Source organism: Pseudomonas sp. StFLB209 (assembly GCF_000829415.1).
Classification (GTDB): domain Bacteria; phylum Pseudomonadota; class Gammaproteobacteria; order Pseudomonadales; family Pseudomonadaceae; genus Aquipseudomonas.
The window spans coordinates 2,051,770-2,069,233 of sequence record NZ_AP014637.1 but is presented as its reverse complement, the minus strand read 5'-3'; the positions used below and the strand labels follow the sequence as shown (position 1 = coordinate 2,069,233).

The 17,464-nt window shown below is 57.2% G+C and carries 10 protein-coding genes and 4 rRNA genes; 8 read left to right on the top strand and 6 right to left on the bottom strand.

Translation table 11 applies throughout. The features are described from left to right. Positions 1–63 precede the first annotated feature (63 nt). Together PSCI_RS09570 and PSCI_RS09565 are read left to right on the top strand one after the other, a co-directional pair. Positions 64–636, top strand: a complete 573-nt coding sequence (locus PSCI_RS09570; protein ID WP_045485646.1) for an imm11 family protein — start codon at positions 64–66, stop codon at positions 634–636. A gap of 147 nt (positions 637–783) precedes the next feature. Further along, a complete protein-coding gene (locus tag PSCI_RS09565) occupies positions 784–1,611 on the top strand; it encodes a mechanosensitive ion channel family protein (protein WP_045485643.1) in 828 nt (275 codons plus the stop codon). A 159-nt stretch (positions 1,612–1,770) separates the two neighbouring features. Here PSCI_RS09565 and PSCI_RS09560 read toward each other — a convergent pair whose 3' ends face one another. Beyond that, positions 1,771–3,255, bottom strand: a complete 1,485-nt coding sequence (locus tag PSCI_RS09560; protein WP_045485641.1) for a YdgA family protein — start codon at positions 3,253–3,255, stop codon at positions 1,771–1,773. Between the two features lie 252 nt (positions 3,256–3,507). On the opposite strand from PSCI_RS09560, the gene PSCI_RS09555 reads away from it, so the two are divergent. From PSCI_RS09555 to PSCI_RS09530, 6 genes are all read left to right on the top strand, one after another. Further along, complete coding sequence (locus PSCI_RS09555; protein ID WP_045485638.1) at positions 3,508–4,200, top strand: HAD-IA family hydrolase; 693 nt, start codon at positions 3,508–3,510, stop codon at positions 4,198–4,200. A gap of 31 nt (positions 4,201–4,231) precedes the next feature. Then, entirely contained in the window at positions 4,232–5,239 is a 1,008-nt protein-coding gene (locus tag PSCI_RS09550) for an aldo/keto reductase (RefSeq protein WP_045485637.1), read from the top strand. A gap of 298 nt (positions 5,240–5,537) precedes the next feature. After that, positions 5,538–6,278 (top strand): GntR family transcriptional regulator, encoded by a 741-nt coding sequence (locus PSCI_RS09545; RefSeq protein WP_045485635.1) that lies wholly within the window; start codon positions 5,538–5,540, stop codon positions 6,276–6,278. Between the two features lie 111 nt (positions 6,279–6,389). After that, entirely contained in the window at positions 6,390–6,890 is a 501-nt protein-coding gene (locus PSCI_RS09540) for a sigma-70 family RNA polymerase sigma factor (RefSeq protein WP_045485630.1), read from the top strand. Then, positions 6,887–7,828 (top strand): DUF4880 domain-containing protein, encoded by a 942-nt coding sequence (locus PSCI_RS09535; protein WP_173426682.1) that lies wholly within the window; start codon positions 6,887–6,889, stop codon positions 7,826–7,828. The genes PSCI_RS09540 and PSCI_RS09535 overlap by 4 nt, the downstream gene beginning before the upstream one ends. Positions 7,829–7,910: 82 nt before the next feature. After that, on the top strand, positions 7,911–10,409 hold the full coding sequence (locus PSCI_RS09530) for a TonB-dependent siderophore receptor (protein WP_045485621.1): 2,499 nt from the start codon (positions 7,911–7,913) through the stop codon (positions 10,407–10,409). Positions 10,410–10,474: 65 nt separating this feature from the next. Here the strand turns inward: PSCI_RS09530 and rrf (PSCI_RS09525) are convergent. The 5 genes from rrf (PSCI_RS09525) to PSCI_RS09505 form a co-directional block, all read right to left on the bottom strand. Continuing rightward, positions 10,475–10,590: ribosomal RNA gene (rrf, locus tag PSCI_RS09525) — 5S ribosomal RNA — on the bottom strand. Positions 10,591–10,694: 104 nt separating this feature from the next. Continuing rightward, a 5S ribosomal RNA gene (gene rrf / locus PSCI_RS09520) occupies positions 10,695–10,810 on the bottom strand. Positions 10,811–10,943: 133 nt separating this feature from the next. Continuing rightward, positions 10,944–13,835: ribosomal RNA gene (locus PSCI_RS09515) — 23S ribosomal RNA — on the bottom strand. 282 nt (positions 13,836–14,117) lie between these two features. Next, a 16S ribosomal RNA gene (locus tag PSCI_RS09510) occupies positions 14,118–15,654 on the bottom strand. Together the 16S, 23S and 5S rRNA genes form the textbook arrangement of a ribosomal RNA operon. Before the next feature lie 571 nt (positions 15,655–16,225). Then, positions 16,226–17,446 (bottom strand): CaiB/BaiF CoA transferase family protein, encoded by a 1,221-nt coding sequence (locus PSCI_RS09505; RefSeq protein WP_045485618.1) that lies wholly within the window; start codon positions 17,444–17,446, stop codon positions 16,226–16,228. Positions 17,447–17,464 lie beyond the last annotated feature (18 nt).

The window sequence follows — 17,464 nt, the reverse complement described above, 5'->3', positions numbered from 1 at the left end:
GAGAGTTACTGGGCGCTCCCAGAAATGCCCAGTGGGCCAATGTCATCAATTAAGGAGAACGTAATGACCAAGCTCTACGAGCCTTCAGCCAGCGACCAATATCGCTCGTTCTTGTTTGAAGACGATCTTGATGAGGACCTCGAATGGCAGGATAGCTATGCTCCTCATTTGCTGGCCAGCTTTGGACATAGTCTGGCCACTGAACTGACGCCCTTGGCAATCGTGCTGAATCCCGATGAGAAGAAAAAGAAGACGGCCGATATTTCTCTATTGGGCAGTAACTCATTGCTGGTGCTGAGTGCCAAAGCTCACGCCTGCCTGAAGGACAAACTACAGCCTTGCGGTCAATTCGCTCCGTTGGCCAGTGCTGATGAATGTTTCATAGGCTTTCATGTAACACGTGTTCTGCAAGATGCTGTTATCTGGGCAGCGTCCGACTATCGAGAACAAGACGCAAAAAAAATTCTCTACACGCCCACCCTCAAGCAATCGAGTGTCGAAGGAAACTACGTGTTCATGCTTCAGGAAAGCCAGACGCGTATCTATGTCTCCAGCACTTTTTTTGAAGATTGTGAGAGGCATGGCCTGACCGGCATTGACTGGGCTCAGTCGAAACACATAAACACCTCGGAGTGACAAGGGGCAGCCAAAGCACTTCGCCACCTGTCAATTCTGTCAGTAGATATTCGCGGCGCACTTTGCACAATGTAGGGTTCCGTCGCACCGGAGCGCCGTGACGATCATTCGCGTACCTGTGTGGCCTTACCTGCGGAGGTGCGACCCATGGATGCATTGAACGTCATCAATATCGGGACCGATAAGGTCAATGCGCTGCTCAATCTGGTGTTGCAATACGGCGCCACCATCGCCTTGAAGCTGCTGATCGCTACGCTGTTGTGGGTTGGCGGGCGCTGGTCGATCGGGATGCTGGTCAGGATGCTGCAACGCTCGCTGACCCGGCAGAAGTTCGACCCGACAGTGCTGCGCTATCTTGTCTCGTTCGTGACCGTGACCCTGAATATCATCCTGGTAGTGGCCATTCTTGGCTACTTCGGTATCGAGACCACCAGTTTTGCGGCACTGCTGGCAGCGGTGGGGCTGGCTATCGGGATGGCGTGGTCGGGGTTGCTGGCCAATCTGGCGGCCGGCGGGTTCATCATCGTGTTACGACCATTCAAGGTCGGCGATGTGATTGCCATCGCCGATGTCAGTGGCCGGGTTGAGGAAATCGGCCTGTTCGTCACCGAGATTGATACCGCTGACAACGTGCGGGTGCTGGTGAGCAACAACAAGATCCTGTCGAGCAACATCATCAATTACTCGACCAACGATTATCGGCGCGTCGAGCTGACCGCCACCTTGCCGGCAGACGTGGATGCTCAGCAGACCATGGCCCGGCTGAGTGATCAGTTGCAGGCCATTCCCAACGTGATGGCCAGGCCGCCGGCCGAAGTGCGTCTGTCAGCCGCCAGCGCCGACAACATCACCCTGACGCTGCGCTCGTTCTGCCATAACGATCATTACTGGCCGGTGTATTACCAGGCCATGGAGGTGTTGCGCGGGTTGTTGCAGGAGAAAGCGCCAGAGCATGAGAGCCCTGGCGCGGTGTGACGGCTTACTGGGTAATGCCGATCAGTGAACGCCCGCGCAGTCCGGTGGGAGGCAGCTCTGCTGGCGAATACAGGCGTACATCGACAGCAGATGTGCCGGTTTTACTGGCCTCTTCGCGAGCAAGCTCGCTCCCACAAACGAACAATACTGGCATTAAGCTTACTGGGCGCCCAGCGCGCCGGAGTTGGCCATGATGAAGGCCACGAATTGCTCCGGGGTCATCTTCTGGCCATTGAAGTCGACGCTGTTGTTGGCGTATTGCAGGCTGGTGACGATGTTTTCGCCCTCGACCTTAGCCAGTTGCATACCCTGAGCCATGACCGCCGCCATGTCGCTGACCGCGTTGGCCTGGTCGGCCACTTCTTTCGGGTCGGTGACGCCCTGCAGGTTGGCTTGCAGGCCAACGATGTCGCGGATCATCGGCTTGGACAGCACCACACGGGCGGTGACCTGGCCGAGGCTCTTGCTGAGCAGTTCGTCCTGCGGCTGATCGAATGCACCCGGGTCGGTCAGGTCGACGCTCAGGTGCGCATGGCTTTCACCGTTGGCAGTCTTGAGCGAGAACTTCTCCAGTTCGATGTGTGGCTTGCCGGCCAGCAGCTTGCGCATTTCGGCGTCCAGCAGTGCCTGGTCGGCAGGGCTGAGGTTCAGCTCCAGCGGCTGTTCGGCGGCGGCGGCAGCCTGTTGCTGAGGCACGACCTTTTCCTGGAACAGCTGATACAGCGAGCGGGTGGAAGCCACGTCGAAATTACTGAACCGCAGCCCCAGATGCGCGGCACCAATGTCCTTGCCGCTGTAGGAAATCTTTGCCACATCGTAGTTGATCTGGGCAGCGAGCTTGTCGCCCTCTTCCTGCATCAGGTTGGTGTTGGTGAAGTTATCCAGTTGCACTGCAGGCCGGCCAACCGGCTGGAACACCAACTGGTCGACCTTGACGTTGCTGTGGCCCAGGTAGAAGCCTGCCTTGCCCTTGGTGCCGCCGGTATCGAAACTCATGCCTTTGACCTGCATGGCGACCGGACCGTCCGGCGACTGCACATTGAGTTGCAGGCTGTCCATGGTGCCGGTCATCTTGAGCTTGTCGGCGTCGGCCGAAGCGTCGGTCAGCAGGGTCAGGCCGGAGAAACTGAATTCGCCGTCGGTGTCCTTGTATTGCAGCGGGGCGAAGGTCACGGTGCCGTTGACCGAGCAGTCATAGCCGATGCTGGCATCGGTATGAAATGGCGTCTTGCCCTGGCTCATGGCGAACCACTTTTCTACATCGGGGGTCTTTTCCAGTTCGGCCTTGCTCACCGCCATGACCGGCAGCAGTTTCAGGGACGCCAGGCGCGACAGCGGCAACGGACCGTGCTGGATATGATCGACGAATTTGAATTCCAGGGTCTGGGTCTGGCCATTCTCGTCCAGCGCCTGGACGGTCGAACGATAACGCGCGGTGCTGCTGAACAGGCCGCTGTCCAGTGACTCAAGCTGGAGATCGACCTTGTACTGGCTGCCGGCAAAAGCCTTGGTCAGTTCCTGATTGCCCTTGGCCAGGGTCTCGTTGAGCACGCCCGGCAGTTGCTGACCGGTGCACCAGGCGCCGCCGATGGCCAGTGCGCCGACAGCCACGATCACGCCTGCTGCAATACCTGATTTATTCATATCGACCTGAAGATGTCCGTTCTGATGGTTGGAAAAGGCCTTCCCTGTCCGCTATCGGATGCAGAGCCAGGCCGGGCAATGCCCTGCCGAAAAACCGGAGAAGATTAACATCGGCAGCGCCCACAGGCCCGAGAACATGGCCTGAATGCGCGGTTCGACACATTAGCGGGTGTTTCGTTGCAATTGGCCCAGGGTAGCCAGTGCCGCAATGGACGCGTTAGTCTGGTTGCGGACTGACAAGAGGCCGATCACATGAGTGCACAGCAGGGCGAGCGCGGGCCGATCAAGGCCGTGATTTTCGATATGGATGGTCTGTTACTGGACACCGAAGGGATCTACACCGAAGTCACCGAGCTGATTGCCGGACGCTATGGCAAGCATTTCGACTGGAGCATCAAGCAGAACACTATCGGTCGCGGGGCCCGCGACTTTTCCGGCTACATCATCGACACCCTGGAGCTGCCGATCTCGGTGGACGAGTTCCTGGAGATCCGCCAGCCGCTGCTCGATGAGCGCTTCCCGCAGTGCCCGGCAATGCCCGGTGCCGAGGCGCTGGTCCGGCATCTGGCAGCGCACCGTATTCCCATCGCGGTAGGCACCAGCTCATCGGTGCGCTATTACCACGCCAAGATCACCCGGCACCAAGCCTGGTTCGAACTGTTCGATACCGTGGTGACAGCTGACGACCCTGAGGTGACAGCCGCCAAACCCGCCCCGGACATTTTTCTGCGTGCCGCCGAGCGCCTGGGCGTAGCGCCGGGCGATTGCCTGGTGTTCGAGGACTCACCCTTTGGCGTGACCGCAGCCAAGGCCGCCGGCATGCTCGCCGTGGCCATCCCGGACCCGAACATGCCGACTGATCGCTATCACCACGCCGACCTGGTGCTCGGCTCGCTGAGTGAGGCGCCGCTGGCGCAATGGGGCTTGCCTGCGCTGCCAACCTGATCCCCTTCAGTCATATGGAAAATTGTTGAGCATGAGCTACCGCACACTGGGCCAATCGGGCCTTAAAGTTTCCACCCTGACCCTGGGCAGCATGATGTTCGGCGAACAAACCGGCACCGAGGAGTCACTGCGCATCATTGATAAAGCCTGGGACCAGGGGGTGAATTTCATCGACACCGCCGACGTATACAACGGCGGGCGTTCGGAAGAAATCGTCGGCGAAGCCATCGCCGCGCGGCGCAGCGAATGGGTGCTGGCAACCAAGGTCGCGGTGGGGCCGAGCGACGGCGTGCCCAATCGGGCCGGCCTTAACCGCAAGCATATCTTCAACGCCATCGACAACAGCCTGCGCCGCCTCGACACCGATTACATCGATATCTATTACCTGCACAAGGAAGACCACGACACGCCGCTGGAGGTGACGGTATCGGCGATTGGCGATCTGATTCGTCAGGGCAAGATCCGTTACTGGGGGGTGTCGAACTTTCGCGGCTGGCGGATCGCCGAGATCGCCAATGTCGCTCAGCGTCTGGGGGTGGACAAACCGGTCATCAGCCAGCCGTTGTACAACATCGTCAACCGTCAGGCCGAACTGGAACAGATTCCTGCCGCAGCGTTTCATGGCCTGGGCGTGGTGCCTTACAGCCCGCTGGCGCGTGGCGTGCTCAGTGGCAAATATGCCGTGGATGCAGCCCCGGCCAGTGACAGCCGGGCCGGGCGCCAGGACAAGCGTCTGCTGGAAACCGAATGGCGCGCCGAATCGCTGCAGATCGCCCGGCGCATTCAGGACTACACCCGCGAGAAGGGCGTGGGCATCGTCGAGTTTGCGATTGCCTGGGTACTGAACAACCAGGCGGTGTCCTCGGCCATTGTCGGGCCGCGTACCGAGCAACAATGGGACAGCTACCTCAAGGCACTTGAGGTGCGCATCAGCGCCGAAGACGAAGCGTTCGTCGACTCGCTGGTTACCCCTGGCCATGCCTCGACGCCGGGTTTCAATGATGTGCAGCACTTCGTATCAGGGCGTCCACTGCGCTGACGAACAGTGGCCGTGCGGGCTCGCTCCCGCACGATGCCACACTTCATAACGCCTGTGTCGGTAGATACTCATATCCATCAGACCGACGAGCGACATTAAAATATCTGCCAGAGATATTGATGAACGCGCCTTGAATGAGAAGAATGCGTCTCGTTTTTTACGCCTGTATGCGAATCAACGTACTTGAGACGGCTCAGGCCGTTGTTTTCCATGGCCACTGGAAGAATTTTGACTAGTCTGTTGGCAGGCTGTGCATTTATTGGATCCCATTAGGCCAGGTTGATAAAGAAATATGGCGATGCGCAAGATCGATAGAGAAGCCTTTTTATACGAAGTGCTGGGCAACGAGCAGCTGCCGGCGCACCTTGCCCGAACCGTGATCGAAGAAAAACTACGCAGCGCCATCCTCGACGGCCGCCTGCCCAGCGGCACGGCATTGCGCCAGCAAGAGCTGGCGACCCTGTTCGGCGTCAGCCGCATGCCGGTACGCGAAGCCCTGCGCCAGCTTGAGGCTCAGTCGCTGGTACGTGTCCAATTGCATAAAGGCGCCGTAGTAGCTCCCTTGATCACGGAAGACGCCGTAGACGCCTACGCGCTGCGCATCCTGTTCGAGTCCGAGGCGCTGCGCCTGTCGATCCCGCTGCTTGATGCCGAGGACTACGCTCTGGCGCGCCAATGCATCGAAGAGCTGGAAATAGAAACCGACTACAGCCGTATCGGTACGCTCAACCGCATGTTCCATATGGCGCTGTACGCCAAGACGCCCAACAAGCGTTTGATGCGTCTGGTCGAGGCCGGGTTGAACGAAGAAGAGCGCTTCCTGCGGTTTAATCTTTCCGCCATGGGCCTGGGCAAACTTGTTCAGGACGACCATTGGGAACTGCTGCGCCTTGCCGAAGCCCGGGAGATCGACGCCACTGTCGAGGCCCTGCATAACCACCTCAATCGTGCGGTCAACGCCATTACCCGTTATCTGGCGAGCAAGGCAGCTGAAACCCGGCCCAGACGCCAACGTAAGCAAGGCACCGTCGACGCTTGAGCCCCCGGAGCACTCCGACGGGCGCCTTGCGCGCTGCAATAGTTGCAAATTGTTGTCGGCCTCAACACAATGCGACTTATTATCATTTACACATCGAGATGGCGTGTCACGATGTCTGCCCATCATTTGGCCCTGCATAACCTCTACAGCAATCATCACAGCTGGCTCAACGCTTGGCTGCGCAGCAAGCTGGGCAACGCTGCAGATGCCGCCGACCTGGCCCAGGACACCTTTGTGCGCCTGTGCAACCGGCATGAGCCTCTGGAGCTGAAAACCCCACGCGCGTTTCTGCGCACCGTGGCACGCGGGCTGGTGATTGATCACTGGCGTCGTGAAGAATTGCATCGGGCCTGGCTGCACACTATCGCCCATTTGCCGCCTGGCGAAGCACCGTCCCCGGAAACCCGTGAATTGATCCTCGAATTGCTCAATGCCGTGGCACGCATGCTCGATGGCATGAAGCCCAAAGTGCGTCAGGCCTTTCTGCTGGCACAATGCGAAGGGCTGACCCACAAGCAGATCGCTGAACGCCTGGGCGTTTCGATACGTTCTGTGGAACGCTACGTCGCCGACGCGCTGTATCACTGCTACCTGTTGCGGTACGAGACGTGAGCACCCTGCACTCCCCTTCAGCGCAGGTCGTGCGCCAGGCTATCGACTGGTCACTGCGCCTGAGACAGCCCGAAGTCGATCCACGCCTGTATGAACAGTGCACCCAGTGGCGCAGCGCACATGCCGATCATGAGCAGGCCTGGCAGCGGGTCCAGACATTGAGCAGTGACCTGAACAGCACCTTCGACGCGCTGCCTGGTGCAGGCCAGACCTTCGAGACACTGGAAAACAGCGCACGCCAGTTGAGCCGCAGACGGACCCTGAAGCTGTTGTCGGGCACTGTGCTGCTCGGTAGCGCGGGAAGCTGGCTGGCCAGGGATTACCCGGCGTGGAATGCCGACTTCAGTACCGGAATCGGCCAGTGCCAGAGTTATCGACTGGCCGACGGCAGCCAGTTGCAGCTCAATACTGACAGCGTCGCCAGCCTGGCCGGGCCTGGTCAGTTGCAGCTGGAACGTGGCGAACTATTGCTGGACTGCACCACCCCGGTCAGCGTCGCGGGCCGCCATGGACACTTCGAAGCCCAGGCCGGGCGTTTTGTGATCCGCCAGGAAGCGTCACGTAGCCGGGTCAGTGTGCTGCAAGGCCAACTGAGTATTCACGGTGTCGGTGGCCCCGTCACTCAGGTAGCGGCCGGGCAACACTATTGGGTCGACACCAAGGGCGTGCAGCGCCTGGCCGAACTGGACATGGAGGCTGGCGCCTGGGCGCAAGGGCTGATCGTCACCCGCAATATGCGTCTGGCGGATTTTCTGGCGGAGCTTGGCCGCTATCGCCGTGGTTATCTGGGTTGCACTGACGACATCGCCGGCTTGCGTTTGTCGGGTGTGTACCGCCTTGCCGATACCGACCAGTTGCTGGCCATGCTGCCCAAGACCCTGCCGGTCCAACTCAACTACCGCACACGCTGGTGGATCACCCTGCAGCGTCAGGTGTGAAATTTTCTGGCGGGTTTGTGCCGCTGCTTCGGCATAGCAGTCAGTAACCCTCATTGTCTTACTGACCCGAATGGAACGGCCCATGAACCAGCCTCACTCTGCCTCGCTATCCGCTGCCAGACCAATCATCCGCTCAGCCCTGGGGCTGGCCGTACGCACAGCCATCATCTGTTCTTCGCTAGGAGCCGTCACTTGGTCATTCCAGGCACAAGCGCAAGAGAGCGTGACCCAGGCGCTACGCAACTACTCAATTGCGCCAGCGCCGCTGGGCGAAGCCTTGAATCAATTCGCCCGCCAGGCCGGCATCAGCCTGGCCACCACCCCAGAGCAAACTGCCGGCCTGCGCTCCCGGAGCCTGCAAGGCCGTTACGCCACTGACCAGGCTCTGCAGCTGCTGTTACAGGGCACCGGCCTGCAGGCCAGCTCGGCCGATGGCAGCAACTACATCCTGAGCAGCAGCGTCGAGCAGACCTTGTCGCTGCCCTCGACGGACATTCGCGGTTTCTCGCTGGGCAACGCACTGGGCAGTGCCGAAGGCTACAACGCGACCCACAGCCAAGTGGCGACCAAAACCAGTACCGCGCTGCTGGAGACTTCACAGTCGGTGTCGGTGGTGACCCGCCAGCAGATGGATGACCAGGGCGCCCAGAGCGTCGCCCAGGCCATGCGCTACTCCCCCGGCGTGCTGACCAATCCCTATGGTGCAACGCATCGTTATGACTATGTGGCGATGCGTGGCTTCAACGATGGCTCGGTGGATAACATCTACCTCGATGGCCTCAAGTCGATGGGCGACAGCGGCACCTACAGCACCATGCAGGTCGACCCGTACTTTCTGGAGCGGGTGGACGTGCTGAAGGGGCCGTCATCGGTGCTGTATGGCCGCAGTTCACCCGGGGGCCTGGTGGCACTGACCAGCAAGAAGCCGCTGTATGAGGATTACCATCAGATTCAGGCGACCATAGGCACTCAAGGGCAGCGCGGGCTGGGCTTCGATTTCAGCGGACCACTGGACGATGACAAGCGCATCGCCTATCGGCTGATCGGCCTCAGCGAACGCTCCGATACCCAGTTCGATCATGTCGAAGAAAAGCGTTATGCCTTGGCGCCAACCTTGAGTATCGACTTCAGCGAAGACACCTCGCTGACCTTGCAGGCCTACTTGCAGCATGATCCTGAGGGCGGTTATCACAGCGGCGTGCCCGCCGATGGTTCGCTGCGTCAGCGCAATGGCCAACGGATCTCTGAACACTTCTTCGACGGCGAGCCGGGCGTCGATGGCTACAGCCGCGATCAGCAGTCTTTCGGTTATCAGTTCGAGCACCGTTTCAATGACACCTTCACCGCACGGCAGAACTTCCGCTATCTGGATTCGGACGTCGACGTGGATCAGGTCTACGGCTATGGCTGGACCAGTGCCACCGGCAACGAGTTGAACCGGTATTACTCGGGCGGTCGCGAAAGGCTGCATTCGTTCATTGTCGACAATATGGTGCAGGCCGAATTCTTCACCGGCGCGATCAAGCACACCGTATTACTGGGCGCGGACTATCAACGGCGCAAGACCGTGGTCGACTGGACCAGCGGCGCGGCGTCACCGCTCAATGCGTTTACGCCTGTGTATGGCGACACGACCATCAGTTACTACAGCCCGACCCGCTACTTGCGTCGTTTGGAGCAGACCGGGCTGTACGCTCAGGATCTGATTGAACTGGACCGCTGGCGCGTCTCGCTCGGCTTGCGCCAGGACTGGGTCAAGACCTCGGAAGAAAACCGTTTGGCCGAGTTTGCTCGGCCGCTGGGTACCGAGGTCGAAGATCGCCGTAGCAAATTCACCGGCCGCGCCGGGGTGCTGTATCTGTTCGACAACGGCGTGGCGCCGTACCTGAGCTACTCCGAGTCGTTCAACCCCAACTCGTTTGCCGACAGCAACGGCAACCCGTTGGCACCGACTGACGGAACGCAATGGGAAGCGGGGATCAAATATCAGCCACCGGGCACCGATAACCTGTTCACCGCCTCGGTATTCCGCATCGATCAGGAGAACCTGGCGTCCAAGCTGCCACAGGAGAACTTCTACCGGCCGATAGGAGCAGTACGCTCGCAAGGTCTGGAGCTGGAAGCCCATGTGCAGCTCACCGAGCAATTCAAGTTGCTGGGCAGCTACACCTTTACCGACATCGAATACTCCAAGTCGATGCTCAGCACCTTGAGCACGGCGAGCAATGTAATCGAGAACAAAGGCAACTCTCCAACCCAGGCGCCGAGGCAGATGGCTTCGCTGTGGGGCGACTATCGCTTTAACCAGGGGGCGCTGGACGGGCTGCGCCTCGGTGCCGGGGTACGCTATGTCGGCTATAGCTGGGCAGATGCAGAGAACACCCTGAAGGTTCCAGCCTATACCCTGTTCGATGCTTCGGTGGGTTATGACCTGGGCAAGGTCGGACTCAAAGGTGTGGATGTACGGCTCAACGCCAATAACCTGAGCAATGAGTCGTACGTCGCATCCTGTGCCAGCCTGAGTTACTGCTACATGGGCGAAGAGCGCAATGTGGTCGCGACTGTCAGCTACGAGTTCTGATAAAAGCAGGGCGCAGAAACGACAAAACCCCTGACCGCATGGCGATCAGGGGTTTCGGAATTGAATCTTGACGATGACCTACTCTCACATGGGGAAGCCCCACACTACCATCGGCGATGCACCGTTTCACTGCTGAGTTCGGGATGGGATCAGGTGGTTCCAGCGCTCTATGGTCGTCAAGAAATTCTGTAGCTCGACCCGTCAACGACGTGCCAGCGAATTTGAATGTCTTCTACTAAAAGCAAAACCCCCGATCGCAGAGCGATCAGGGGTTCTGTGTTTGAATCTTGACGATGACCTACTCTCACATGGGGAAGCCCCACACTACCATCGGCGATGTATCGTTTCACTACTGAGTTCGGGATGGGATCAGGTGGTTCCAACACTCTATGGTCGTCAAGAAATTCGGTAGCCAGTGCGTTTTCACACGCTGGCAAATTCGGTTATGTGAACATTTTTCGGCGTTTGTTGATCAGCTTTCGGCTGTATCGTCTTCACACACCGCCACTGCTGTGCAGATGGCTTGGGTGTTATATGGTCAAGCCTCACGGGCAATTAGTATGGGTTAGCTCAACGCCTCACAGCGCTTACACACCCCACCTATCAACGTCGTAGTCTTCGACGGCCCTTTAGGGGATTCAAGATCCCAGTGAGATCTCATCTTGAGGCAAGTTTCCCGCTTAGATGCTTTCAGCGGTTATCTTTTCCGAACATAGCTACCCGGCAATGCCACTGGCGTGACAACCGGAACACCAGAGGTTCGTCCACTCCGGTCCTCTCGTACTAGGAGCAGCCCCTCTCAAATCTCAAACGTCCACGGCAGATAGGGACCGAACTGTCTCACGACGTTCTAAACCCAGCTCGCGTACCACTTTAAATGGCGAACAGCCATACCCTTGGGACCGGCTTCAGCCCCAGGATGTGATGAGCCGACATCGAGGTGCCAAACACCGCCGTCGATATGAACTCTTGGGCGGTATCAGCCTGTTATCCCCGGAGTACCTTTTATCCGTTGAGCGATGGCCCTTCCATACAGAACCACCGGATCACTAAGACCTACTTTCGTACCTGCTCGACGTGTGGGTCTCGCAGTCAAGCGCGCTTTTGCCTTTATACTCTACGACCGATTTCCGACCGGTCTGAGCGCACCTTCGTACTCCTCCGTTACTCTTTGGGAGGAGACCGCCCCAGTCAAACTACCCACCATACACTGTCCTCGATCCGGATAACGGACCTGAGTTAGAACCTCAAAGTTGCCAGGGTGGTATTTCAAGGATGGCTCCACGCAGACTGGCGTCCACGCTTCATAGCCTCCCACCTATCCTACACAAGCAAATTCAAAGTCCAGTGCAAAGCTATAGTAAAGGTTCACGGGGTCTTTCCGTCTAGCCGCGGATACACTGCATCTTCACAGCGATTTCAATTTCACTGAGTCTCGGGTGGAGACAGCGCCGCCATCGTTACGCCATTCGTGCAGGTCGGAACTTACCCGACAAGGAATTTCGCTACCTTAGGACCGTTATAGTTACGGCCGCCGTTTACCGGGGCTTCGATCAAGAGCTTCGCTTGCGCTAACCCCATCAATTAACCTTCCGGCACCGGGCAGGCGTCACACCCTATACGTCCACTTTCGTGTTTGCAGAGTGCTGTGTTTTTAATAAACAGTCGCAGCGGCCTGGTATCTTCGACCGGCATGGGCTTACGGAGCAAGTCCTTCACCCTCACCGGCGCACCTTCTCCCGAAGTTACGGTGCCATTTTGCCTAGTTCCTTCACCCGAGTTCTCTCAAGCGCCTTGGTATTCTCTACCTAACCACCTGTGTCGGTTTGGGGTACGGTTCCCGATTATCTGAAGCTTAGGAGCTTTTCCTGGAAGCATGGCATCAACCACTTCATGTTCTAAAGAACACTCGTCATCAGCTCTCGGCCTTGGGATCCCGGATTTGCCTAAGATCCCAGCCTACCACCTTAAACCTGGACAACCAACGCCAGGCTGGCCTAGCCTTCTCCGTCCCTCCATCGCAATAACCGGAAGTACAGGAATATTAACCTGTTTTCCATCGACTACGCTTTTCAGCCTCGCCTTAGGGACCGACTAACCCTGCGTCGATTAACGTTGCGCAGGAAACCTTGGTCTTTCGGCGTGGGAGTTTTTCACTCCCATTGTCGTTACTCATGTCAGCATTCGCACTTCTGATACCTCCAGCAAGCTTCTCAACTCACCTTCACAGGCTTACAGAACGCTCCTCTACCGCATCACCAAAAGGTGATACCCGTAGCTTCGGTGCATGGTTTGAGCCCCGTTACATCTTCCGCGCAGGCCGACTCGACTAGTGAGCTATTACGCTTTCTTTAAAGGGTGGCTGCTTCTAAGCCAACCTCCTAGCTGTCTAAGCCTTCCCACATCGTTTCCCACTTAACCATGACTTTGGGACCTTAGCTGACGGTCTGGGTTGTTTCCCTTTTCACGACGGACGTTAGCACCCGCCGTGTGTCTCCCATGCTCGGCACTTGTAGGTATTCGGAGTTTGCATCGGTTTGGTAAGTCGGGATGACCCCCTAGCCGAAACAGTGCTCTACCCCCTACAGTGATACATGAGGCGCTACCTAAATAGCTTTCGAGGAGAACCAGCTATCTCCGAGCTTGATTAGCCTTTCACTCCGATCCACAGGTCATCCGCTAACTTTTCAACGGTAGTCGGTTCGGTCCTCCAGTCAGTGTTACCTAACCTTCAACCTGCCCATGGATAGATCGCCCGGTTTCGGGTCTATACCCAGCGACTAAACGCCCTATTAAGACTCGCTTTCGCTACGCCTCCCCTATACGGTTAAGCTTGCCACTGAATATAAGTCGCTGACCCATTATACAAAAGGTACGCAGTCACCTAACAAGTAGGCTCCCACTGCTTGTACGCATACGGTTTCAGGTTCTATTTCACTCCGCTCTCCGCGGTTCTTTTCGCCTTTCCCTCACGGTACTGGTTCACTATCGGTCAGTCAGTAGTATTTAGCCTTGGAGGATGGTCCCCCCATATTCAGACAAGGTTTCTCGTGCCCCGTCCTACTCGATTTCATGACAAGGAGATTTTCGCGTACAGGGCTATCACCCACTATGGCCGCACTTTCCAGAGCGTTCCGCTAATCTCCAAGCCACTTAAGGGCTGGTCCCCGTTCGCTCGCCACTACTAAGGGAATCTCGGTTGATTTCTATTCCTCAGGGTACTTAGATGTTTCAGTTCCCCTGGTTCGCCTCTTGCACCTATGTATTCAGTGCAAGATACTCAGCTTGTGCTGAGTGGGTTCCCCCATTCAGAGATCTCCGGATCAAAGTCTGTTTGCCGACTCCCCGAAGCTTATCGCAGGCTACCACGTCTTTCATCGCCTCTGACTGCCAAGGCATCCACCGTATGCGCTTCTTCACTTGACCATATAACCCCAAGCTATCTGGTTATACTGTGAAGACGACATTCGCCGAAAGCTTGATTCAACAAACTTTCTTTGCCTTAGCCTGCACCCCACCAGTGAAAGTGGCGCACAGTCTAAAATGTTTCACATATCCGAATTTTTAAAGAACGATCTGACAAAGGTCAGAAATCAGCATTCACCATGGCAACCATGGAATGCTCAGTTCTAAGCACAGGCTGCTATCGTCTTCTTCAATGAATCAAGCAATTCGTGTGGGAACTTACGACGCAGCTGGGTCGTCGATTAAGGAGGTGATCCAGCCGCAGGTTCCCCTACGGCTACCTTGTTACGACTTCACCCCAGTCATGAATCACACCGTGGTAACCGTCCTCCCGAAGGTTAGACTAGCTACTTCTGGTGCAACCCACTCCCATGGTGTGACGGGCGGTGTGTACAAGGCCCGGGAACGTATTCACCGCGACATTCTGATTCGCGATTACTAGCGATTCCGACTTCACGCAGTCGAGTTGCAGACTGCGATCCGGACTACGATCGGTTTTGTGAGATTAGCTCCACCTCGCGGCTTGGCAACCCTCTGTACCGACCATTGTAGCACGTGTGTAGCCCAGGCCGTAAGGGCCATGATGACTTGACGTCATCCCCACCTTCCTCCGGTTTGTCACCGGCAGTCTCCTTAGAGTGCCCACCATAACGTGCTGGTAACTAAGGACAAGGGTTGCGCTCGTTACGGGACTTAACCCAACATCTCACGACACGAGCTGACGACAGCCATGCAGCACCTGTCTCAATGTTCCCGAAGGCACCAATCCATCTCTGGAAAGTTCATTGGATGTCAAGGCCTGGTAAGGTTCTTCGCGTTGCTTCGAATTAAACCACATGCTCCACCGCTTGTGCGGGCCCCCGTCAATTCATTTGAGTTTTAACCTTGCGGCCGTACTCCCCAGGCGGTCAACTTAATGCGTTAGCTGCGCCACTAAAATCTCAAGGATTCCAACGGCTAGTTGACATCGTTTACGGCGTGGACTACCAGGGTATCTAATCCTGTTTGCTCCCCACGCTTTCGCACCTCAGTGTCAGTATGAGCCCAGGTGGTCGCCTTCGCCACTGGTGTTCCTTCCTATATCTACGCATTTCACCGCTACACAGGAAATTCCACCACCCTCTGCCCTACTCTAGCTTGCCAGTTTTGGATGCAGTTCCCAGGTTGAGCCCGGGGATTTCACATCCAACTTAACAAACCACCTACGCGCGCTTTACGCCCAGTAATTCCGATTAACGCTTGCACCCTCTGTATTACCGCGGCTGCTGGCACAGAGTTAGCCGGTGCTTATTCTGTCGGTAACGTCAAAATCGCCACGTATTAGGTAACGACCCTTCCTCCCAACTTAAAGTGCTTTACAATCCGAAGACCTTCTTCACACACGCGGCATGGCTGGATCAGGCTTTCGCCCATTGTCCAATATTCCCCACTGCTGCCTCCCGTAGGAGTCTGGACCGTGTCTCAGTTCCAGTGTGACTGATCATCCTCTCAGACCAGTTACGGATCGTCGCCTTGGTGAGCCTTTACCCCACCAACTAGCTAATCCGACCTAGGCTCATCTGATAGCGTGAGGTCCGAAGAGCCCCCACTTTCTCCCGTAGGACGTATGCGGTATTAGCGTCCGTTTCCGGACGTTATCCCCCACTATCAGGCAGATTCCTAGGCATTACTCACCCGTCCGCCGCTCTCAAGAGAAGCAAGCTTCTCTCTACCGCTCGACTTGCATGTGTTAGGCCTGCCGCCAGCGTTCAATCTGAGCCATGATCAAACTCTTCAGTTCAATACTGCTTGGGTTTTGAGAAAACCCTAAACTTGGCTCAGCAATCTCAAATGACTATGTGATTTCTCGCATGGTCACTTACGTTGCTGATAATCTGTTGACTCTCAGTCTGACAGCGCAAGCACCCACACGAATTGCTTGATTCAATTGTTAAAGAGCGGTTGGTTGAGCCTTTCGCTTCAACCGAGGCGCGCATTCTACGCTAACCTCTTGTTCTGTCAAGCGTTTATTTTCAGAAGTTTCAAACTCATTCAAAACTTCGAAACGCTAGAACCGAACAGCGTGCCGAGCATCTTTCGATTAACTCGTCAGCGGGAGGCGAATCTTACAGCATCCTAAGTTGCTGTCAACTGCCTTTTTTCACCGCCGGAGCCAGGAGGCTCGCACCGCCTCCAACCCTTTCTGAACTGCTAACTCGTTGATTACCAAGGAGTTTCTCGTTCATTCCGCGTTGGAAGTGGTGCGCATTATAAGGACATCTGAAACCCCGTCAACCGTTAATTTCAATAATTCTGAAATAAACGCTCAGCCGCTTCAAAACTGATCTTTCTTCTATATAGAAGAGAAGAGATTAAATAACCCTCGCCTGACGCAACCCTGCAATCTGCTCCTCGCTCATCCCCAGCAAAGCCTGCAGCACCCCCTGCGTATGCTCACCCAACAAAGGTGGCGCATGACGATAGGTAACCGGCGTCTCAGACAAGCGAATCGGGCTGGCCACCAGCGGCACCTGCCCACCCAGCGCATGCGGCAAGCTGATAGCCAGTTCCCGCGCCAGCACCTGCGGATCGGCAAACACTTGGGCCAGGTCGTTGATTGGCCCGCACGGTACGCCAACCGCCTCCAGCTCGGCCACCCACTGCGCGGTGGTCTTGAACACCGTTGCCTGGCGGATCAGCATCACCAGTTCAGCCCGGTTGGTCACCCGCAGCTTATTGGTCTGGAAGCGCGGATCGTCGGCCCACTGCGGCTGCCCCGCCACTTCAGCAAACTTTCTGAACTGGCTGTCATTGCCAACGGTAAGAATGAAATCCCCATCGGCAGTCGGGAAATCCTGATATGGCACGATATTGGGATGTGCATTACCCAACCGACGCGGCGCCGTTCCGGTGGTCAGGTAGTTCATCGCCTGGTTCGCCAGGCAAGCGACCTGCACGTCGAGCAATGCCATATCGATGTATTGCCCCACCCCGGTCTGGTCACGATGCGCCAGCGCGGCAAGCATTGCAGTGCTGGCGTACAACCCGGTCAGGATATCCGTCAGCGCCACACCCACCTTGACCGGCCCGGCACCGTCCTCAGCATCAGTACGCCCGGTCAGGCTCATCAGCCCACCCAACCCCTGGATCATGAAGTCATACCCGGCGCGCTTGGCATAAGGCCCGGTTTGCCCGAAGCCGGTAATGGAGCAATAGATAAGCCGTGGGTTGCTCAGCTTCAGTGACTCATAATCGAGCCCGTAGGCCGCCAGGCCGCCAACCTTGAAGTTCTCGATCAGGATATCGGAGCGCGCCGCCAGCTCACGCAGCAGTGCCTGCCCTTCAGGGCGCGTGAAGTCGATGGTCACCGACTGCTTGTTGCGATTGGCCGCCAGATAGTAAGCAGCCTCTGCGGTATTCTCGCCGGCGGCATCTTTCAGGAACGGCGGCCCCCAGGCACGGGTGTCGTCACCACTGCCCGGACGCTCGACCTTTATGACCTCAGCGCCCAGGTCAGCCAGGATCTGCCCGGACCAGGGCCCGGCCAGCACCCGCGACAGATCAAGCACTCGAACATGCGACAGCGCGCCCATGGCCTGCCCCCCATCTCT